Here is a 20,178-nt window from a genome sequence, read left to right on the forward strand (position 1 = left end):
CAGGCGCGGCCATGGAACTCCCATTCCCGAGACGTGGTCCGATTCTACGAGCTCAGAGCATTGCTCCAGGTGGGCGTCGGCCAGGCCCAAGGTTGGACCGAGAACCGCGTCACGGACCTCCTGTAGGCTCGCAGTCTCGCTGAGGAGCCGGCGTACGTGCCGGTCAACCGGCTGCGGGACGGCACGATCCACGACTGGTGGGGCCTTCCGTCACCCCCGGGCGCCCTCACGGTCGGCCGGTGGAGCGGTGCTCTCCCGGACCGTGAGGGTGGTGGCCAGCTCGAGCCCGGCCTGCGGCGTCTCTTCCCCGCGCCCCAGGGCGAGCGCCAGCTCGGTGGCGGCCGCGGCCATCTCGGTGAGCGGTTGGCGGACGGTGGTCAGCGGCGGATCGACCAGGGCGGCGATGGGCAGGTCGTCGAAGCCGACCACGCTCAGGTCCGCGGGGATCCGCAGCCCCATCGTCCGCGCGGCCTGGTAGACGCCGATCGCCTGCAGGTCGTTGCAGGCGAAGATCGCCGTGGGCCGCTCCGGGCGGTTCAGCAGCTCGAGCGCGGCGGCGCGGCCGTCCTCGGTGGTGAGCAGGGTGCGTACGACGAGGTCGGCCTCCACCGGGAGGCCGGCGGACTCCCGGGCGGAGCGGTAGCCGTCGAGCCTGGCCTGGCAGTAGAGGGTCCGGTCGGGGCCGCCGATCATCGCGATGCGGCGGTGTCCCAGCTCGATCAGGTGGCGGGTGGCCGACCGCCCGCCGGACCAGTTCGTCGCTCCGACGAAGGGGACGTCGTCCGGCAGCTCGGTGGCGGGGTCGAAGACCACGAACGGGATGCCTTTGGCGCGCAGCTGGTTGCGCTGCTCAGCCGACAGCTGGGCCACCGTCACCACGCAGGCGGGGCGGCGGGCCAGGGTGTCCTCGCTCGGATAGTGGACCGCGTTGCGCTCCGGGCCGAACTCCGTCAGCACGACGGCCACGCGGTGTTCGCGGGCCACCCGCTCCACCCCGCGGATGATCTCGGTGCCCCACATGTGCTCGAGCTCGTCGAAGACGAGCTCCATCATGTTGCTGCGGTTGGTCCTGCGGTATCCGTACTCGCTGATCAGCGCCTCGACGCGGGCACGCGTGTCCGCGGACACGCCGGAACGGCCGTTGATGACCTTGGAGACCGTGGGGATGGACACTCCGGCGGTCTCCGCGATGTAGGAGATCGTCACGGGTCTGGACGAATCGCCTCGCGAGGCTTCCCGGTCAGCCACCGGTTCGCCCGACTCGGCGTGTGACACCCTGGCTCCCCTCCTCATCGGCCCCGTCTAGTCGCCCGTCATGGGCCCGTTCACGGCGCAAGAATAACCTGCCCCGGCCCTGTGTCGTGATCGAGAGGCTCGTAGTCGAACCAGTCGAACCAGTCGAACCGCACCGTGCCGGACGCGGCGTACATGCCGATCACCCGTCCGGTGAAGCCACCAGCCACCTCCGTCGACAGGTACCGGCCGTCGAGCCCGGCCAGCGGGTGCTCCGGCCGCGCGGCGGCGGCTCGGAGACCACCGAGTGGTCAGGTCAGCCGGCGGAGCAGGCGGACCCGTTGAGCGCGAAGCCGGTGGGGTTCGCGTCGTTGCCGGTCCAGGTGCCCTGGAACCCGAACGACTGGGAGCCGCCCGCCGGTATGGCGCCGTTGTACGACGCGTTGGTGGCCGTCACCGCCGCGCCGCTCTGCGTCACGCTCGCGTTCCAGGCGGTGGTCACCTTGGTGTCGCCGGGGAACGTGAAGGTCAGCCGCCATCCGTCGACCGCGCTGCCGCCGGTGTTCCTGATCGTCACGCTCGCGGTGAGCCCGCCCTGCCACTCGTTCTTGGTGTAGTCGACCCGGCAGGCGCCGGTCCCGCCGCCGCTTCCCGCGCGCAACTGGACGACCACGACGGAGTAGGCGGGCACGGTCTGTACGGCGGCGCTCCCGGTGGAGGCCGAGCCGATCGACGAGGCGTTCTTCAGGTACGAGTACACGGTCGGCGTCGCCGAGGACGGGGTGAAGCCGCTGTAGGAGAGGTTGACCGTCGTGGCGTTGTTCGGGTCCTTGTTGATCAGCATGACGCTCACGTCGCCGTTGGCGCGCTTGACGGCGTGCGTGGACAGCATCGCGGTGGAGGACGTCGTCCGCACCAGCGCGTCGCCGGAGGCGCCGAGCCTGGTCATCATCTGGATGCCGTAGTACGGCGGGAACGGCGTGTTGGCGGCCGGTTCGCAGGACGCCCCGCTGGACACCACGCCGCCGTCGTTGTAGTCCGTCGCCCCCTGGATGGTGGTGACCTTGCTGCAGTCGGTGCCGTTGCGCAGGTTCCACCAGTCGATGTTGAACGCGCCGTTCTCCATCCAGGTCAGGTAGACGTCCGGTGCGTACAGGCCGGACGGCGAGGTGTTCAACGCGTAGTTGGAGCTGTCCTCGGTGACGGCGATGCCGACGTTGGGGGCGTTGCCGCCCGCGTACTGGTTGATCAGTGCGCGCAGCGCGCTCGTCATGCTCGGGACCTCGGCCTGCGGCTTGGTCACGAGCTCGGCCTCGTTGGCGCTGTTCGGGTAGTGGTGCACGATCACGAAGTCGATCCGCGAGCCGGCGATGGACATGACGGTGCGGTTCCAGTCCATCGTGTCGCCGGGGCCGACGACGCCGTCCGGCCAGTTGCCCGGCGTCGTCAGGACCGCGCCGATCTTGATCGTGGGGTCGACCGCCTTCATCGCGGTGATGTAGTCGAGCAGGTTGGTGGCGTACGTGGCGGGGCTCTTGCTGGCGTGCTTGTCCGTCTCCCATTCGGCACCGTAGTGGCCGTTGCCGTACATCTCGTTGCCGATCTCCCAGTACTTGATGCCGTAGCCCTTGGTGACGTTGGCGTACCGCACCCAGTCGGCGGCCTCCTGCGCCGTGCCCGAGCCGTAGTTCGCGGTGACGATCGGCTGCGCGCCGGCCGCGCGGGACGTGGCCACGTACGCGTCGAACCTGGTGTTGGGCGCCACGTACCCGCCGCCCTCGACCGTGTGCGTCTGCCAGTGGTAGCCGTCGGCGTAGCCGCCGCCCGGGTACCGGACGGCCTTGACACCCGCGTCCTTCAGCAGCGTGGATGTCGCCGGATCGTTCATCCGCCCGTCCCACACGGCGACGTTCATGCCGACGCCGGCGGCGGGGATGGTGGCCAGCGTCTGCCCGGCGTCGACCGAGACGGTGGCGGTCGTGGCGGCGGCTGCCGGCAGGGTGGGGAGCGGGGATAAGCCGGCGGTGACCGCGACCGTGGCTCCGGCCAGAGCGATCAGACGGGTGACGCGTCTCCTCATGGACCCTCTCATGAGCCCTCCTGGGGCGAGAAAGTTTTCCGAGATTTGGTGAGATAATTTCTCGGCGGAGAGTAGTAAGCGTTAACCATGACGTCAACGGATGCCAGCCATGGAGGATAGGAGTCCAGCTTTACCGCTGGATGAGGTCGATACCTCCTTGAAACTTTCAGAGACAGGATCTCGAAAAGTTTCCTCCAGCAGGATGAGCGCGCGCCACGCCTACACGCTTGATCCAGTACAAGGGACAACCGGCCTGCATGATGTAGCTTAGAGCAACTAGATCATCACTCTGAGTGAAAAGGCGGTGTTGTCATGAACGCCCTGGCGTCGCTTCTTAACGCGCTGTTGCATCAGGTGCAGCAGCTCCTCGCGAGCCTGCACGTGGGCTGACGGACGAGGGTCGATCGGTTCCAGCCGAACGTACGGCTGGAGCCGATCGCCACCAGGCGAGGCCCTCACCGCATGACAACCTTCGCCTTCGGCTGTGGATATCGGCGTAAATCAATTGTCCCCGTGCCGTCAACGACCGGCCGGACCCTGGCCGCAGAGCTTTTCCTGGACGGCGACCGGCGGCAGCAGCGCTGCAATAAGCTCGCTATTTCGATTGACCAACTGTGAAAGCGCCGCACCCCGGGTGAACCTCTTGCTGTGATCAGGCAGAACACCTCGTAGAGTGGATGGCGTGGGCAGGATCGCCGGCCCGCACAGGCAGGGCGCACGCAAGCCGGGCGCGCCGCAGATCGATTACGCGGCGCTGTTCGCCGCCACGCCGAGCCCGTGCCTCGTACTGGATCCGGGCCTGATGATCGTCGACGTGAACCGCGCCTACCTGCGCGCGACCGGCCGTACGGCCGAGGATCTGATCGGGCGGCACATCTTCGACGCTTTCCCCGACAACCCTGACGACCCCTGCGCAGAGGGCGTGAAGAACCTGCGCGCCTCGCTGCACCGGGTGCTGGCCTACCGGGAAGCGGACACGATGGTGTTGCAGAAGTACGACATCCCGCTCGCCGACCACCCCGGAGCGTTCGAGGAGCGCTGGTGGTCCCCGATCAACACCCCCGTCCTGGCGCCGGACGGGACGGTGTCGTGGATCCTGCACCGGGTGGAGGACGTGACGGAGTTCGTCCACTCCTGCTCCGCTCAGCAGCCCGCCGTCCGCCTTTCGGCGGGGCAGGAGGAGTCGATGGAGGCCGAGCTGTACGCACGGGCGCAGGAGTTGCAGCGGCTGAACGAGGAGCTGCGCCATGCTCACGCCCGCGAACGTCGGGTCGCGCTCGCGTTGCAGGAGGCCATGCTCCACTCCCCCGACCTGGACCTCCACCCCGACGACATCGCGGTGCGCTACCTGCCCGCCGTCGGAACGCTGAACGTCTGCGGCGATTGGTACGACGTCGTCGACCTGCCGGACGGCTGTTTCGCCGTCGCGGTCGGCGACGTCGTGGGCCAGGGTCTGGAGGCCGCGACGGTCATGGGAATGCTCCGCAGCGCGCTCAGCGCGGCGATCCGCGCGGTCAAGGAGCCGGGCCCGGCGCTGGAGGTGGTCGGTCTGTACGCCCGTTCCCTCGAGGGCGCGCTGGCCACCACGGCGGTCCAGGCCGTGATCGACACCGCGGGCTGCCGCATCACCTACAGCAGCGCCGGACATCTGCCGCCCGTCCTGCTCCACCCGGACGGCTCCTGCGCGCTGCTGGACCAGGCCACCGACCCTCCCCTGGGCGCCCGCCCCGACCACGTCACCCGCCCCCAGACCGAGCTCCCCTACACCGCGGGAGACACCCTCGTCCTGTACACCGACGGCCTCATCGAGCGCCGCGGGGAGGACATCGACGTCGGCTTGGCGCGTCTGACCGCCGCGCTGGCCCGGTGCAGCCGGCTGACCCCCGATTGCCTCGCCGACGTCGCCCTGAGCTCCCTGGGCATCAGCAGCGGCGCCGGCGACGACGTCGCCCTGCTGGTCACCCGGCTGTAGAACCCGCGTATGTCAGGCCGAGACGGCCCGGACCGCCTCGCGGATCAGGTCGGCCACGTCCTTGGGACGGGACACCGCGACGGCGTGCGAGGCCCCCTCGACCTCGACGACGGTCGCGCCCGCCCGCTTGGCGCCGAACCGCTGGACCTCGGGGTTGATCGCCTGGTCTGCGGTGGCGATGAGGGCCCAGGAGGGCTTGGTCCTCCAGGCCGCCGTGGCCGCGGTCTCGGTGAACGCCCCCGCGGCCAGCGGCCGCTGCGCCACCGCGAGAATCTTGGTGACCTCGGCGGGGACGTCCGCGGCGAAGATCTCCGGGAACGCCTCGGGGGCGATCGTGACCTCGACCGCCGGGTCGGCGCCCTCGACCGGGTAGGCCGACTGCCGCAGGTTGGCGCCCAGCGGCGGCTCCGGGAAGCGCCCCTGCAGTTCGCCGAGGCTCTCGTCGTCCTCGAGCACGTAGGCGGCGACGTAGACGAGGCCGACGACGTTGGCGGTCGCGCCGGCCACGGTGATGATCGCGCCGCCGTAGGAATGGCCGACCAGCACGACGGGGCCGTCGATCTGGGCGGCCACCGAGGCGATGTAGGCCGCGTCGGAGGCCAGGCCGCGCAGCGGGTTGGGCGGGGCCACCACGGGAACGCCCTGCTCCTGCAGTTCGGCGATGACGCCGGTCCAGCTGGCGGCGTCGGCGAACGCGCCGTGCACGAGAACGACCGTGGGAATGGTGCTGTCCGTCATGGGGAGGGCTCCTTGATCAGGGGTGGGCTGTCCGGGCGCTCAAGGGCGCAGCGCGTCGCGGAGGAACTCGCCGCCCTGCTGGGTGGCCGCCTTCGCCGCGTACGTGTCGCGCATCGCGTTGACCATGACGAAGTCGTGGATGATCCCCTGGTAGCGCACGGCCGTGGTCGGCACGCCGGCGGCGCGCAGCTTGGCGGCGTACGCCTCCCCCTCGTCGCGGAGCACGTCGGCCTCGGCCACGATGACCAGCGCCGGCGGCAGCCCGGCGAGCTCGTCCAGGCTCGCGCGCAGCGGCGACGCGGTGATCTCCGCCCGCTGGGCGGGGTCGGTCGTGTACTGGTCCCAGAACCACTTCATGCCGTCGCGGCTGAGGAAGTAGCCGGTGGCGAACTGATCGTAGGAGCCGGTGTCGAAGGCGGCGTCGGTGACCGGGTAGAACAGCAGCTGCGCGGCCAGCTTCGGCCCGTTGCGCCGCTTGGCCAGGATGGTGGTGGCCGCGGTCATGTTGCCGCCGACCGAGTCACCGGCCACCGCGATGCGGGCCGGGTCGAGATCGTGCTCGGCCCCGTGCTCGGAGATCCACTGGAGCGCGGCGTAGATCTCCTCGATCGCGGTGGGGTACTTCGCCTCCGGGGAGAGGCTGTAGTTCACGAAGACCGTCGCGGCCTGGGCCCGTACGGTGAGCTCGCGGACGAGCCGGTCGTGGGTGTGGGCGTTGCCGAACACCCAGCCGGCGCCGTGGACGTACAGGATCACGGGCAGGGTGCCCTGGGCGCCGGCCGGCCGGAAGATCCGGATGGAGACCTCGCCCGACGGGCCGCCGGGGACGGTGAGGTCCTCGATGTCGGCGTCCGGCACGGGGACGTCGCCGTCCTGGACGCCGTCCACGGCCTTGCGGCCCTCGACCGGGCCGAGGTCGTAGAGATACGGCGGGTTCTTGGTCGCCTCGGCGAACGCCTGTGCGGCCTCTTCGAGGACGGGCTTGATATCGGACATGCTGCCTGATCTCTTTCCATGCGCGTACGTGCCACCTGTGGGCGGCTTATGCAGGTCAGCATCGCAACCCCGCCGCCCGGACGCATCAGTAAGTTGACTGGCGTCAGCGCCGGGCGGCCAGGGCGTCCTTGAGGAAGAGGGCCCCCTGCCGGACGGCGGCCAGCGCCGGCGGGCTGTCCCGCAACGGGTCCAGCGACGCGAAGTCGTGGACGGTGCCCAGGTATCGGACGGCGGTGACCGGCACACCCGCCGCCAGTAGCCGGCGCGCGTACTGCTCGCCCTCGTCCCGGACGACGTCGGCCTCCGCGGAGACGATCAGCGCGGGCGGCAGCCCCGCGAGGTCCGCCGTGCTCGCCCGCGCCGGCGCGGCGGTGGGCTCGTGCTCGTCGTCGGTGTACTGCTGCCAGTACCACTCCAGCGCGGCGCGGGTCAGGAGGTAGCCGGAGGCGAACCGCCGCTGCGAGGCGGTGTCGCAGCGCGGGTCGGTCATCGGGTAGTACAGCAGCTGGGCCCGGATGCGTGGCCCGCCGCGCTGCTTGGCCATCATGGCGAGCGCCGTCGCCATGGTGGCGCCCGCGCAGTCGCCGGCGACCGCCAGCCTCCGGCCGTCCAGCCGCAGGTCGGCGGCGTGCTCGGCCACCCAGGTCAGCACCGCGTACGACTCCTCGACGGCGACCGGGTAGCGCGCCTCGGGCGTGCGGGTGTACTCGGGGACCACGAACGCGGCCTCACCGGCGGCGGCGAGCTCGCAGATCATCCGGGCGTGGGTCCGCGCGTCGCCGAGCATCCAGCGGCCCCCGTGGAGGTAGACGACCACCGGGAGGGGGCCGGTCGGCCGGACCGGCCGGAACACCCAGAAGCCGGCGAGCCCGGACGGCCCCACCGGCGCCACCAGGAACTCGGCCGCCACGTCGGGGACGTCGCGCTGGTGGTCCTGGGTCTCCAGCAGCGCCTGCCGCCCGTCGACCGGGCCGAGCTGGTGCAGGTACGGCGGTGCCGCCGACGCGTCGACGAGCCTCTGGACCAGGGGATCGAGGACGATGGCGGGCCCCTCGCAGGCGCCGCCGTCCGTGGCGGGGTCAGTTCCCACGTCCCTCACCTTTCGCTCGCCGGGTGTGCCGATCGTACGCGCGGGTGGTCACAGGTCGTCGAAGAGGTCGCGGAGCTGGTGACGGCTGCTGACGCCCAGCTTCGGATAGACGTTGTAGAGGTGGGAGCCGACCGTGCGGGGAGACAGCATGAGCTGCTCGGCGATCTCCCGGTTGCGCAGTCCCCGTGCCGCCAGCCGGACGATCTGGCGCTGCTGGGCGGTCAGCTCCGCCAGCGGGTCCGCCTGGGCGGGCGCGGCGGCGACGCCGCTGGCCCGCAGCTCCACGCGCGCCTCGTCGGCCAGGCCGCGGGCGCCGAGCCGGGTGAACGACTCCAGCGCCGTGGCCAGCAGCGGCCGGGCGTCCAGGGGCCGCCGTTTCCTGCGCAGCCACTGCGCGTAGTGGAGCCGGGCCTGCGCCCGGGCCAGCGGCCACTGCTCCCCCGCCGGGTTCACCGTGGCGAGCCGGAAGTGGTGCTCGGCGTCCTTGGGTTCGCCGGTCAGCGCGGCGGCGTGGTGCACGAGCAGCGTCATCCGGGTGGTCGGGCGTTCGCCCAGCGCGGCGCGCACCGCCGCGACGATGCGCGCCCCCTCCTCCTGCCGGCCCGTCCGCTGGGCGGCCGCGGCCAGGTCGACGACCGACCGGTTCGACAGGAAATAGTGCAGGGGTACGCCGTCCTCGCCGAACAGCAGCCGGAAGTGGCGGAACGCTCCGTCGAAGTCGCCCGCCGCCGCGGCGCTCGTGCCGGCGGCGCGCAGCAGGCGGGCGTGGGTGGCGCGGTTCTCCTCCAGGCCGACGGCCGTCCAGGCGGGATCGGCCGGCATGTCGGCGGGCTGCCCGCGCAGGGCTCGCAGGATCATCCGCAGCGCCTCGACGTCGATCTCCAGATGCCTCAGCTTCTGAACGGCCGCCAGCGTCGCGGTCTCCTCCAGATGCTCCTCGGCCTCCGCCCAGCGACCGGTGTCGATCAGCGCCGAGCCCATCGCCGCGAGCGTGGGCGCGGCATTGCCCATGGAGCCGTACGCGGTGAGCAGGGCGAACGCCTGCCGGAAGGACTCCACGCACAGTTCGGACTCGTCGGCGTACCAGGCGACCGCGCCGGCCGCGTGCAGGCGGGTCACGTCCGCGATGCCGGTCGGCAGCTCCGGGATGCCGGGCCGGCGGCGGATCCGCCGCAGCAGCTCGGGGGCGTTGACCGGGTCGGCCCCGGCCAGGGCCACGGCCCGGACCGCCTCGAAGGCGTCGCTCGTCGTCAGCTCGGAGTAGGGCGTCTCGCGGCTTCCGGCCTCGAGCCCGTCGAGCAGGGCCGCGATCGGCCGCCGCACCTCGGGCAGGCCGGACTGGAAGGCGACCGCCTGGAGCACGGCGGCCAGGGCGAGCACCGTCATGCCGTCCTTGGGCGGATCCGGCTCCAGCGCGCTCAGCAGCACCTGGAACCCCTGCCGCTGGTGGCCGGACAGCGACAGGGCGATGCCGGCGCCGCAGGCCGCGACGCCCAGCAGGTCCCGGTCCTCGGTCAGCGCGGTGACCTTGTCGTACAGCTCGCGTACCCACGAGGGGTCGCCGGCGTTCTGGGCGGCTCGCAGCGCCTTGGCGTACCGCCGCGCCCGGTCCGCGGCGCCCGGGCTGCACTCGGCGGCCCGTTCCAGCGCACGTGCCGCCGCGAAGAAGCCGCCACGGCGTTCGGCGAGCTCCGCGGTGTCCTCCAGCGCCGCCGCGACGGACTCGTCCTGCCGCAGGCACGCGGCGGCCAGGTGCCAGGCCCGGCGCGCGGGGTCGGCGTCGAGGACGGCCGCGAGGTCCGTGTGCACCTGCCGGCGCAGGTGCGCCGGGGCTCCGTCGTACGAAGCCGTGCGGACCAGCGGATGCCTGAAGGCGACCCGGCCGCCGGCGATGGTCATGAGACCGGCGTCCTCCGCGGGCGCCCACACCCCGAGATCCGATCCGGCGCCCGCCGCGGCCATGACGGTCTCCAGGTCCTCGTGGTCAGACGAGGCCGCCGCGTAGAGGATCAGCCGCTGGGTGCCGGCCGGCAGGGCGCGTAGCTGGGCGGCGAACATCTCCTGGATGCGCAGGGTCTGCGGCAGCCCGCCGCCGGGCACCGCCTGCCCCGCTCGTACGGCGCGGGACAGCTCGATGATGGCCAGGGGGTTTCCGGCGGCCTGTTCGAGCAGATCGATCCGGGCCCGGCCGGTGGGCGGCTCCGGCTGGGCGTCCAGCAGGTGCGCGGCCGCCCGGCGGCCCAGCGGTGCCAGGGACAGCACCGGCAGGTCCGTATTGAAGCCGTCCGGAGGCGTCTGGCCCCGTGCCGCGAGCAGCACGGTCACGGCGTGGGTCGTCAGACGGCGCATCACGAACCCGAGGACGTCGCGCGTGTCGCGGTCGAAGTGCTGCACATCGTCGGCGATCAGCAGGACGGGGCGGCTCCGGGAGACGCGGGCCAGGAGGTTCAGTACCCCGACGCGCAGCGGCATCGGGTCGTGCTGCCGGGTGGCGGCGACGATCCCGAACGCCGCTTTCAGCGCCGCCCGCTGGTGTTCGGGAAGATCGTCCGTCTCGGGCAGCAGCGGAAGAAGCAACTGGTGCAGGGCGGCGAACGACTGCTCCACCTCGGCCTCACAGCCGCGGGCGGCCAGCACCAGGCTTCCGATCCCGCGCGCGTGGTCGGCCGCGGCCTCCAGCAGCGCCGTCTTCCCCGTGCCCGCCTCCCCGAGCAGCAGCATCGTCCGCGTCCCGCTCCGGCGCCCGTCGATCGCGTCCACGATGTGGGCGAGCTCGGTCCCCCGGCCTGTCAGCGTCGTGGTGGGGCCGGGCGGGGTCCCGCGTTCGTCGCTCCCGCCGTCGATGCGCGCCCCCGGCCAGGAAGAACCCGGACCGGCGGCGACCATCGGCTCATCCATGGTGTGTGTCCCCCGTCGTACCAATGCAGGCGACCTTATTCTGCCAGTTACTGATGATTTGGGCGATTTGCCGACGTTAGCCGCCCCATCGCCCGCTAATGACACGGAAGGACCATCAGGCCACCGCCGAATCCGGCGCGACCTGGAAGACAGCAAACGTTTACGGTCCCGCCACTCAAGATCATCCGATTGGTCGCCGATGATCTTTACGTTTGCGGCGTTTGTGCGGTTCTCTCACCCACGTGGAAGGACATCCATGCGCATTTCCGCTCGGGCATTCGTCGTCACCTTAGCGACGGCCCTGGCACTCAGCAGCGCGACCGTGGCCGGCACCCCGGCCATCGCGCAGGAAGACCCCGCCCTGGCAGCCCTCAGCCAGGTCGTGCCCGAGATCGTCGAAGAGGCGCGGACGACCCCGCCCACCGAGATCCCGGACGGCGACGTCCAGCGGCCCTTCGCCATCGCGACGGACCCCGACCGTACGCTGGTCGCGACCGTCAGCGAGACCGACATCGGCATCGGCCTGCCGGAGGCCGACGGCGCCGGCAGCCAGCCGCTGCCCGGCCTGGTCACCTACGCCGCCAAGCAGCCCAGCGTGGCCTTCGCCCACCAGCGCACCGGCCAGATCGCCCGCGCGCTGACCATCATCAAGGACGCCTCGGCGCCGACCGAGTACCGTTTCCCGATCTCCGCCCCCGAGGGCAGCATGCTGGAGGTCGAGGAGGACGACGGCACCGTCCTGATCTACAACAACGACTTCTACCTCGCCGAGATCGACCTGCCCTGGGCCAAGGACGCCAACGGCAACCCGGTGCCGACCTCGTACCGGGTGGAGGGCATGACGCTCATCCAGACGGTCGAGCACGCGGGCGCCGCCTACCCCGTGGTCGCCGACCCCGCGCTCAAGCTGCAGTGCGAGTGGTGGAAGGCCATGTGCCGGCTGATCTTCTCGAAGAAGCTCACCAAGAAGATCTACAACGCCTGGTTCGTCGCCGGCGTCGCCGGCGCCATCGAGGCGCTGAAGGGCTCCTGCGACAAGCTCAAGGGCAAGGCCAAGCTGATCTGCAAGGTCGCCTACACGACGGGCGGCGCCTCGGCCATCTACAAGGTCCGGGACGCGGCCAGGAAGAACCAGTGCTTCGCGATCCGGTTCCAGGCTCCGGGCATCGTCTGGTACGAGGTCCGCAAGAAGAGCTGCCAGAGCAAGTAGCCCCGCACCATCCCGACGCCCCCGCCCGAACCGGCGGGGGCGTCGCCCTTCGCGCACCTCCCCGAGCACCCATGCCTGCCTTCACGCCACGGGCCCTCGCCGGTGGCCTCGCTCTCCCGCTTCTCCCGCTGGCCGCGCTTCCGTCACCCGCCACCGCAGACCCACCCGCCGACGGCCGCCAGATCGAGGGCCCCGGCGATCGGGTTAGCATCGATCGGAGCGCGTCGCAGGTCCGGAGGCATTCGATGAATCTCAAACACGCCGGAACCGGCCCACTCCTCGTGACGATCTTCGTGTTTCCCGGGGTCCGGCTGCTCGATGTGACCGGGCCGATCGAGGTGTTCGCTTCGGCGAACGAGTTCGGCGGACGCTACCGCCTGAACCTGGTGTCGGCCGACGGCAACGAGGTGACGACCTCGGCGGGCACCCGTCTCAGCGTCGACATGGCCGTCGAGGACGCGCACGAGACCAGCGACGTCCTGGTGATCCCCGGAGGTCCGGGCTGGGACCAGATGATCAAGGACGACGCGCTGCTGGACATAGTGCGCAGGCTCGACGCGAACTCTCGTCGCACGGCTTCCGTCTGCACCGGCGCCTTCCTGCTGGCCGCCGCCGGCCTTCTGGACGGCCGTCGCGCCGCCACCCACTGGCGCCACTCACGGGACCTCGCCCTGCGTTTTCCCGCCGTCCAGGTCGAGCCCGACGCGATCTTCGTCCAGGACGGCAAGGTGCTGACCTCGGCGGGGGTCAGCGCGGGCATCGACCTCTCGCTGGCTCTCGTGGAAGAGCACTGCGGGGCCGAAGTGGCCCGCGCGGTGGCCAGGGACATGGTGGTCTTCATGCAACGGCCCGGCGGGCAGTCCCAGTTCAGCGTCCGCGCCCGTACTCCGCACACCCGCCAGGAGATGCTTCGCCGAGTGCTGGACGCCGTCGCGGAAGACCCCGGGGCCGACCACACGCTGTCCGCCATGGCTCGCAGAGCCGGCATCAGCTCCCGCCACGTGACCCGACTTTTCTACGACGAGGTGGGCACGACACCGGCCCGGTACGTCGAGCAGATCCGGCTGGAGGCCGCGCAGGCGTTGCTGGAGACCGGCGACGATCCCATGGCGGTGATCGCCCGCCGCACCGGGTTCGGCTCCGCCGAGTCGCTACGCAGAGCGTTCGTCCGCAATCTCAAGGTGACCCCGGGCGCGTTCCGGGCGCGCTTCCGCACTACCCAACGGGCGCAGGCGCTCCAACCGGGCGATGGCGGTCCCGTCCCAGGTTCGGGTGGAGCTTCCGTCAGGTCCTGATGTGAGGGTGTTGTGTCACGTGCCGTTATGGGCGAGGCACGGGTGGGCGCCATACCGTGAAGCCGACGGGCCGACAGGCTTGGCCGCGGCCCGCGAGGTGCTGGGCCTGCGCCCTGGGTCGGCCGGTTCGCGACGATGATTCCCGGACGAGGAAAGAGGCGTTCACCGCCGTGACACCCCACCCCAGCAGTGCCCGAGCCACTCTGACCGAGGGCGACGTGGACCCGGAGCTCTCCGCTCCTGCCCGCCCCTCGCCGCCCGGGGCGAAAGCGACAGGTCGTGCGCTGTTCGGCCCCAGCTGGTTCGCGGCCGTCATGGGCACCGGCATCCTCGCCAACGCGGCGGTCACCCTGCCCCTAAGCTTCTCCGGCCTGCGGGCCGCCGCCACAGTGGTCTGGTCGGGGGCCGGCCTGCTGCTCGTCGTCCTGGCGGCCGGCTACGTCCGGCAGCGGGCACTGCGGCTGCACGCCGCCGATCCGATGCACGCCCAGTTCTTCGGCGCGCCGGCCGTGGCGCTGCTCACGGTGGGTGCCGGGACCTTGCAACTCGGTCAACCGGTGATCGGGGCACGGGCCGCGCTGGACGCGAGCTGGGTGCTGTGGTCGCTCGGCACCGCACTCGGTCTGGCCACGGCGTGTACGGTGCCGTACCTGATGGTCACCCGGCACCGCTTCGCGCCGGACGCGGCGTTCGGCGGCTGGCTGATGCCGGTGGTCCCGCCGCTGGTTTCAGCGACGACGGGCGCGCTGCTCGTCCCGCACGCGCCTGTCGGGCAGCCGCGGCTGGCCCTGCTGCTCGGCTGCTACGCGCTGTTCGGGCTCGGCCTGCTGGCGGTGCTGCTGGTGCTGGCCATGATCTACAGTCGCCTGGTGCACCATGACGCTCCCACCGGTGCGATGGTGCCCACGGTGTGGATCGGCCTGGGGGCTCTGGGCCAGGTGGTGACAGGGCTCGGCGTGCTGGCCGCAGCGGCGCCGAGCGCTCTGCCCGCGTCGTACGCGCACGGCGCGGCGGTCCTCGCGCTGCTGGGTGGGGTCGGGGTGTGGGGCTTCGCCATGCTGTGGCTGGCACTCGCCGCGGCTCTGACCGTACGGGAGTTGCGCGCGGGGCTGCCCTTCGCGCCCTCCTGGTGGTCCTTCATCTTTCCCCTCGGCGCCTGCGTCACCGGCACCGGCGTGCTCGCTGCCCGTACCGGCTCGCAGGTGTTCGTCTGGGTTGCCGTCGTCCTCTACACGCTGCTCGCCGCCGCATGGGTCGTGGTGGCCTACCGCTCGGTACGCCACTTCGCCGCGCACGTGGGCGGCCGCATCCAAGAAGGGTAAGTGCGGGGTCCGCTCCTGGAGCCGAGCCCGGAGGCCGGCTGCCGGGGACGCGGAGAGGCCGGTGCCGAGGTGGACGCCCGCCTCTTCGGCGTGGGCCTGCTCGCGCCGGTCGCCCCGCGCGCCTGATCCCCCGCCACCCCTCCTGGCGCCCCGAACGGCGCATCGGCGCCGCCTGGCAGAACGTCGGGCCCCCGCACCCGAGTTTCTATCCGGACTCAATTCTTCCGTGTGAATACATTCATCAGCACAACTGTTCTCGGCGTGTCCGCGCTCCCGCCCGAACCTCCTCCGGAGCGACTGCGGCGTCCTGCGATCGCGCTGGTGGCGGGGCCATCACGGCCGTCCGTGCCCACCCGCTCCCATGGAAATTCCGAACCGCCGGCCGATTGTCCTCCGCTGCCATCTGACTGACCGCTTGACACGATCGCCATCCAAATCTAAGGTCACGTTGACGCGGCGACTTGAAACGTTTTTATCGATGTCAGGCGCGCCCGGCGGCGAAGCGCGGCCGCCATCTCCCCACCCCCCATCAACGGGAGAAAACATGCGTACCGGAAAAGCGCCAACGCTCCTCACCGCAACGGCAGCGCCTCCACGGTCGACTCCGGCGCCGGGACCACTTTCGCGATCGACCGCGGCGACGGCGCTCCACCCGACCGCCTCAACGGACGGCGTCACCGCGTACGGCGCTGATGCCATTCGCGGGGCAGCGGGCGCGCATCGTCGCTGACGCGAGACCGCAGGCACCGGGAGGCCGTCGCCCGGCAGGACACGGCGTACAACCAGCCGCCACACCTCACGTCTCGCCCTCACCAACCGGGCACCCCCACGGAGAATCCCATGACAGCAGCCCCCACCACGGCGCCACGCCCGCTCAAGGGACGACGTCGTCGGTTCGCCCGCATCGTCGCCGCGCTCGCCATCCTGTCGGCCGGCGCAGGGGCCGGCATCGTGCTCGGCCCGCCCCCGGCGTCCGCCGCCGCCTGCGGAGAGGGCACCTTCCAGTCGCAGGTGACCGTCAGCGGCAGCACCTGGACCGCCCGCAACAGCGCCGGCGGCAGCGTCTACACCGGCACCGACTTCCGGGCGGCGGTCCAGGCCGGCATCGGCACCCTCACAGCCGGGCGCACCTCGATCCAGCGGGTCGTCGTGCGCGGAAACGGCACGATGAGCGCCGGCAGCCGGATCTCGCTGCCGAGCTACACCTCCCTGTCGGTCTGCGGCACGATCAACGTAACCGGCTCCGGCTCCGGCGACTACGCGCCGATCTATTCGCGCGGCACCGCGAACATCGAGATCCCGTACCTCAACGTCACCGGCACCCCGATCTACGGCATCTTCCTGCGCAACGTCATGAACGTCTGGCTCGGGCAGATCGACATGCGGCTCGGCGCGGGCCTCGGCGTACGCATCGACAACCGCGGCGACACCAGCCAGTGGACCCGCAACGTCCGGGTCGACACCGTGTACGTGCAAGGGGCCAGTTCGCACGCGATGGAGACCTACGGCGTCGACGGTCTCACCGTCGGCACCGTGACAGCACGCAACGTCGGCGAGTCCGGCCTGCTGCTCAACCAGACCATCAACGCGACGGTCGGCACCGTCGACGCCGACAACGCGGGCGCCGGCACCGGGTACGCGGCCTTCCGCATGGCCAACCGCAACGGCCGGGTCGGCAGCGCCTACCCGAACAACATTCGAGTCGGCACCGTCAAGGCACGCGGCGGTGGCCGGGGCATCTTCTGCGTCTCGGAGAGCGGCGGCGCCACCATCGACCGGGTCGACATCGCCAACACCGGCAACAACTCGGTGCTGGTGGAGAACTGCTACAACGTCGTCATCGCCGGAGTGTCGGGCACGGTCAGCGGCGGCGGCGAGGTCCGGATCGCGGCCCGTACGGAGTTCGCTCCGTCGTCGGGCATCAGGTTCCAGAACCTGACGGTCACCAACACCGCCATCAGGTGGAGCCCCTGCACCGGCAGCAACAACACGATCAGCAACGTGACCCGTGTCAACTCGACGCTGACCTGGTGCTGACTCATCCGCCGCGGCTGTCGGCGCAATTCCCCTCGCTCTCGGACCGACAGGAGAGACCATGCGCAAGGTCCACTTCTTCATCGTCTCCGTTCTGATGCTGTCCCTGTCGCTGGTCGTCCCGAGCGCCGCTTCGGCCGCGATGATCGGCCCGGCCGGGTGCAGCGCCCGCGTCGGCACGGCGGCCGCCGCCGCGACGACGACCGTCTGGATGGCCGGCGACTCGACCATGGCAAACCCCAGCGCCACCTGCCCCGTGGGCTGGGCCACCGAATTCGACTCGCTGTTCCACAGCAACATCGTGGTCAACAACCTCGCCGTCGCCGGGCGCAGCATCCAGACCTGGCTCTACGAGGGCAATGTGACATCCACCATCGGCTCGAACGGCGAGTGCGTGCTCAGCTCCACCACCTACTCGTCCCGATGGCAGCAGGTGCTCACCGGCATGAAGGCCGGTGACTACCTGTTCATCCAGTTCGGCATCAACGACGGCTCGACGACCTGCCCGCGCCACGTCGGCACCGCGCGCTACCAGGAGCTAATGACGACGATGGCACAGGCGGCGCTGGCCCGCGGCGCCCACCCGGTCCTGCTCACCGCCGTCGCCGCCATCACCTGCTCGGGTAGCACCGCGGTGAAGAACCGCGGCTTCGTCACCCAGACCAACGCCGCCGGCGCCGCCACCGGCTCCCCGGTCATCGACCTGCAGACCCTCAGCGTCGACTACTACAACTCCCTGGGCCTGTGCCCCAACAACGGCGACTACACCTCCGGGGCGCTCGGACAGTTCTTCTGCAACGACCACACCCACTTCGAGGCGTACGGCGCCCGGCGGATCGCCCGGCTGGTGACCGGCGCGCTCCGGACACAGAAGATTCCGCTCGCCGACTCCCTCCTGTAGCACCCGCAGGCCGTCTCGTCGCTGGTGGCTGTGACAACGCAGGCACCCGCCGCCTCGGCGCGCCAGACGTCGGCGGGGGCCGCCACCGGGTGTTGGGACGACGTGTGGCAGAGTGACGAAGTGCGCATTTCCTCGCGGGCGTCGACCCTCGACGAGCCCATCGACCGTGAGCTGGTGCTGCTCGCCCAGTCCGGCGACTCGGCCGCCCTGGGCACGCTGCTGGCCCGGCATCGCGCGGGAATGCTGGCGGTGGCGGTGAGCGTGCTGCGGGATCCGGCCGAGAGCGAGGATGCCGTCCAGGACGCGTCGCTGACCGCGCTGGCCCGGATCGGCGACCTGCGCGATCCCGCCGCCGTGGGCCCGTGGCTGCGGATGATCGTCCGCAACCTCTGCCGAAAGCGGCTCAACGCCACGACCGCGATCCCGGCCGGGGACCTGCCGCCGTCGGCCGAGCGGGCAGCCGATCCGCAGGAGGTGCTGGAGCGGCACGCGCAGCGCGACTGGGTCTGGCACGCCGTCGGGCTGCTGTCCCCGCCCCTGCGTACGGTGACCCTGCTGCGGTACTTCTCCTCGGTCACCCGCTACGACGAGATCGCCGCCGCCTGCGGCGTCCCGGTCGGCACCGTCCGCCGCAGGCTGCATGAGGCGCGGGGCATCCTCTCCCGTACGCTGCCGGCCACCTTGCACAGCGCGTACGACGACATGGCCGCGGTGACGGCGGCCCGCCGCCGGGAGGCGGAGGAGGCCGTCGCGGCCGGGCATCAGGGCACGTTCGAGGCGTTGCTGCGGGAGCGCTGGTGGCCTGACGTGGAGATCGCCTGGGGCAACGGCCGCCGCACGCGCGGCATCGGTCACCTGGCGCAGGTGATGGACGTCCGCATGGCGGCCGGGACCCGGCAGCACCTCACCGGCGTGGCCGCGAGCGCCGACGTCGTGGTGTGGGAGACCGACGTATCCAGCCCGCCCGACGCCGGACCGGGGTGCGCGCCGTCCATGTGCTGGCTGCTGTCCTACGACGCCGACCGGGTGCGTCGGGTGCGGATGATCCACCGGGCGGCGGCCTGAAAAGAATCTTGGCGCCGGAGCGAACTTTCCGGCGCGCCACCGGATCGTGTCAGTGATTTCCACACGACCGGAAGGTAGAGCTCTTCATGTCCGACATCTCGACGACGTTCGTTCTCGTTCCCGGCGCCTGGCAGGGCGGCTGGTCCTGGCAGCCGGTGGCGCAGCGGCTGCGTGCCGCGGGCCATGCCGCCGTGACGATCACCCTGCCCGGGCTGGCGGACGGTGATTCCCGCTCCGGCCTCCACCTCTCGGACGCGGTCGACCATGTCGTCGGCGAGATCGAGCAGCGCGACCTGAGCGACGTGGTGCTGGTCGGCCACAGCTGGGGCGGCTATCCGATCACCGGGGCCGCCCATCGGGTCGCGCGCAGGCTCGCCAAGATCGTGTATTTCAACGCCTTCGTCCCGGCTCGCGGTGTGCCGTTCGTCGACGAGAACCAGGACTACGCCGCCATCCTGCGGGCGGCCATCGATGCCTCGCCCGACGGCAGCGTCTCCGTCACGTTCGAGCAGGTCCCGATGCTGGTGCCGGAGCTGCCCGAGGCGGCGCAGCGGCTGTTCCACGAGCTTCTCGTGCCGCAGCCGGGCGCGTACTTCCTGCAGGCGCTCGACGTGGACGACGTGACGACGCTGGGGTTGCCGGCGGCGTACGTCCTCAGCGAGAACGACCTGGCCCTGGCCCGGCCGGGCGACGAGCTGGCCGCCCGGATCGGCCTGACGCCGTTGATGGTGCCCGGCGGCCACCAGTCCATGCTGACGCACCCCGACGAGGTCGCCGAGGCGCTGCTCAAGTGCTGATCGGTGGTGCACGGGCGGTAACGCCCCCGTGCTCTCCGCCGCGCCGGCCAGTGCGGCCAGGCGCGGCGGTGGCCCCAGACTGACCGCGGCAGTCGTGCGACATCTACGCCGCGGGCGGCACGCCGTGCGTGGCGGCGCACAGCACGACCCGCGCCCTGTACGCCGCCTACAACGGCTCGCTCTACCAGGTACGGCGCTCCTCGGACAACGCCACCCAGAACATCGGCCTGCTCAGCGCGGGCGGGTACGCCAACGCCGCGGCACAGGATTCCTTCTGCGCCCGTACGACGTGTGTGATCACCGTCATCTACGACCAGTCAGGGCGCGGCAACAACCTGACCCAGGCGCCTCCCGGCGGCTTGTCCGGCCCGGCCCCGGGCGGATACGACAACCTCGCCGTGGCGACGGCGGCGCCCACCATGGTCGGCGGGCACAAGGCGTACGGCGTCTAAGTGGCCCCCGGCACCGGCTACCGCAACAACAACACCAACGGCGTCGCCAGGGGAGACCAGCCGGAAGGCATGTACGCCATCTTCGACGGCACGCA

The 20,178-nt window shown here is 71.2% G+C and carries 16 protein-coding genes and 1 pseudogene; 10 read left to right on the top strand and 7 right to left on the bottom strand.

Translation table 11 applies throughout. The features are described from left to right. Positions 1-210: 210 nt before the first annotated feature. The 3 genes from ACIHFD_RS48300 to ACIHFD_RS48310 all read right to left on the bottom strand — a co-directional run bounded on the left by ACIHFD_RS48300 (position 211) and on the right by ACIHFD_RS48310 (position 3,313). Positions 211-1,206, bottom strand: a complete 996-nt coding sequence (locus tag ACIHFD_RS48300; protein ID WP_355213123.1) for a LacI family DNA-binding transcriptional regulator — start codon at positions 1,204-1,206, stop codon at positions 211-213. A gap of 119 nt (positions 1,207-1,325) precedes the next feature. Then, positions 1,326-1,499: a hypothetical protein gene (locus ACIHFD_RS48305; RefSeq protein ID WP_397372655.1), complete on the bottom strand. Its 174-nt coding sequence runs from the start codon at positions 1,497-1,499 to the stop codon at positions 1,326-1,328. Between the two features lie 50 nt (positions 1,500-1,549). Further along, positions 1,550-3,313: a cellulose binding domain-containing protein gene (locus ACIHFD_RS48310; RefSeq protein ID WP_397372642.1), complete on the bottom strand. Its 1,764-nt coding sequence runs from the start codon at positions 3,311-3,313 to the stop codon at positions 1,550-1,552. 682 nt (positions 3,314-3,995) lie between these two features. Between ACIHFD_RS48310 and ACIHFD_RS48315 the strand changes: the two genes are divergently transcribed. Further along, a complete protein-coding gene (locus tag ACIHFD_RS48315) occupies positions 3,996-5,285 on the top strand; it encodes a PP2C family protein-serine/threonine phosphatase (protein WP_397372643.1) in 1,290 nt (429 codons plus the stop codon). 12 nt (positions 5,286-5,297) lie between these two features. Here ACIHFD_RS48315 and ACIHFD_RS48320 read toward each other — a convergent pair whose 3' ends face one another. The 4 genes from ACIHFD_RS48320 to ACIHFD_RS48335 form a co-directional block, all read right to left on the bottom strand. Further along, the gene (locus tag ACIHFD_RS48320; protein ID WP_397372644.1) at positions 5,298-6,023 is read right to left on the bottom strand and encodes an alpha/beta fold hydrolase; all 726 of its coding nucleotides are present in this window, start codon (positions 6,021-6,023) and stop codon (positions 5,298-5,300) included. Positions 6,024-6,062: 39 nt separating this feature from the next. Next, positions 6,063-7,019: an alpha/beta hydrolase gene (locus tag ACIHFD_RS48325; RefSeq protein WP_363971945.1), complete on the bottom strand. Its 957-nt coding sequence runs from the start codon at positions 7,017-7,019 to the stop codon at positions 6,063-6,065. A gap of 103 nt (positions 7,020-7,122) precedes the next feature. Then, a complete protein-coding gene (locus tag ACIHFD_RS48330) occupies positions 7,123-8,109 on the bottom strand; it encodes an alpha/beta hydrolase (RefSeq protein WP_397372645.1) in 987 nt (328 codons plus the stop codon). 48 nt (positions 8,110-8,157) lie between these two features. Beyond that, the gene (locus ACIHFD_RS48335; RefSeq protein WP_397372646.1) at positions 8,158-11,007 is read right to left on the bottom strand and encodes an AAA family ATPase; all 2,850 of its coding nucleotides are present in this window, start codon (positions 11,005-11,007) and stop codon (positions 8,158-8,160) included. Between the two features lie 256 nt (positions 11,008-11,263). On the opposite strand from ACIHFD_RS48335, the gene ACIHFD_RS48340 reads away from it, so the two are divergent. From ACIHFD_RS48340 to ACIHFD_RS48380, 9 genes and pseudogenes are all read left to right on the top strand, one after another. Further along, positions 11,264-12,217 carry a hypothetical protein gene (locus tag ACIHFD_RS48340; protein WP_397372647.1) on the top strand — a complete coding sequence of 318 codons (954 nt, stop codon included), beginning with the start codon at positions 11,264-11,266 and terminating at the stop codon, positions 12,215-12,217. 245 nt (positions 12,218-12,462) lie between these two features. Beyond that, entirely contained in the window at positions 12,463-13,512 is a 1,050-nt protein-coding gene (locus ACIHFD_RS48345) for a GlxA family transcriptional regulator (protein WP_397372648.1), read from the top strand. 170 nt (positions 13,513-13,682) lie between these two features. Beyond that, complete coding sequence (locus ACIHFD_RS48350) at positions 13,683-14,834, top strand: TDT family transporter (RefSeq protein ID WP_397372649.1); 1,152 nt, start codon at positions 13,683-13,685, stop codon at positions 14,832-14,834. Continuing rightward, entirely contained in the window at positions 14,835-14,960 is a 126-nt protein-coding gene (locus ACIHFD_RS48355; protein WP_397372650.1) for a hypothetical protein, read from the top strand. Positions 14,961-15,674: 714 nt separating this feature from the next. After that, the gene (locus ACIHFD_RS48360) at positions 15,675-16,871 is read left to right on the top strand and encodes a hypothetical protein (RefSeq protein WP_397372651.1); all 1,197 of its coding nucleotides are present in this window, start codon (positions 15,675-15,677) and stop codon (positions 16,869-16,871) included. 58 nt (positions 16,872-16,929) lie between these two features. After that, positions 16,930-17,769: an SGNH/GDSL hydrolase family protein gene (locus tag ACIHFD_RS48365; RefSeq protein ID WP_397372652.1), complete on the top strand. Its 840-nt coding sequence runs from the start codon at positions 16,930-16,932 to the stop codon at positions 17,767-17,769. 120 nt (positions 17,770-17,889) lie between these two features. Next, positions 17,890-18,834, top strand: a complete 945-nt coding sequence (locus tag ACIHFD_RS48370) for an RNA polymerase sigma factor (RefSeq protein ID WP_397372653.1) — start codon at positions 17,890-17,892, stop codon at positions 18,832-18,834. 86 nt (positions 18,835-18,920) lie between these two features. After that, entirely contained in the window at positions 18,921-19,631 is a 711-nt protein-coding gene (locus tag ACIHFD_RS48375; protein ID WP_397372654.1) for an alpha/beta fold hydrolase, read from the top strand. A gap of 101 nt (positions 19,632-19,732) precedes the next feature. Next, positions 19,733-20,178 (top strand): annotated as a pseudogene (locus tag ACIHFD_RS48380) (arabinofuranosidase catalytic domain-containing protein); the annotation flags it as partial.

Source organism: Nonomuraea sp. NPDC051941, from assembly GCF_044593615.1.

What these genes read in the sequence shown, in the direction of transcription:
- ACIHFD_RS48360 (WP_397372651.1), top strand. Translation starts at nt 15,675, where the DNA reads ATGACAGCAGCCCCCACCACGGCGCCACGCCCGCTCAAGGGACGACGT.
- ACIHFD_RS48325 (WP_363971945.1), bottom strand. Translation starts at nt 7,019, where the DNA reads ATGTCCGATATCAAGCCCGTCCTCGAAGAGGCCGCACAGGCGTTCGCC.
- ACIHFD_RS48345 (WP_397372648.1), top strand. Translation starts at nt 12,463, where the DNA reads ATGAATCTCAAACACGCCGGAACCGGCCCACTCCTCGTGACGATCTTC.
- ACIHFD_RS48310 (WP_397372642.1), bottom strand. Translation starts at nt 3,313, where the DNA reads ATGAGGAGACGCGTCACCCGTCTGATCGCTCTGGCCGGAGCCACGGTC.
- ACIHFD_RS48340 (WP_397372647.1), top strand. Translation starts at nt 11,264, where the DNA reads ATGCGCATTTCCGCTCGGGCATTCGTCGTCACCTTAGCGACGGCCCTG.
- ACIHFD_RS48365 (WP_397372652.1), top strand. Translation starts at nt 16,930, where the DNA reads ATGCGCAAGGTCCACTTCTTCATCGTCTCCGTTCTGATGCTGTCCCTG.
- ACIHFD_RS48335 (WP_397372646.1), bottom strand. Translation starts at nt 11,007, where the DNA reads ATGGATGAGCCGATGGTCGCCGCCGGTCCGGGTTCTTCCTGGCCGGGG.
- ACIHFD_RS48320 (WP_397372644.1), bottom strand. Translation starts at nt 6,023, where the DNA reads ATGACGGACAGCACCATTCCCACGGTCGTTCTCGTGCACGGCGCGTTC.
- ACIHFD_RS48375 (WP_397372654.1), top strand. Translation starts at nt 18,921, where the DNA reads ATGTCCGACATCTCGACGACGTTCGTTCTCGTTCCCGGCGCCTGGCAG.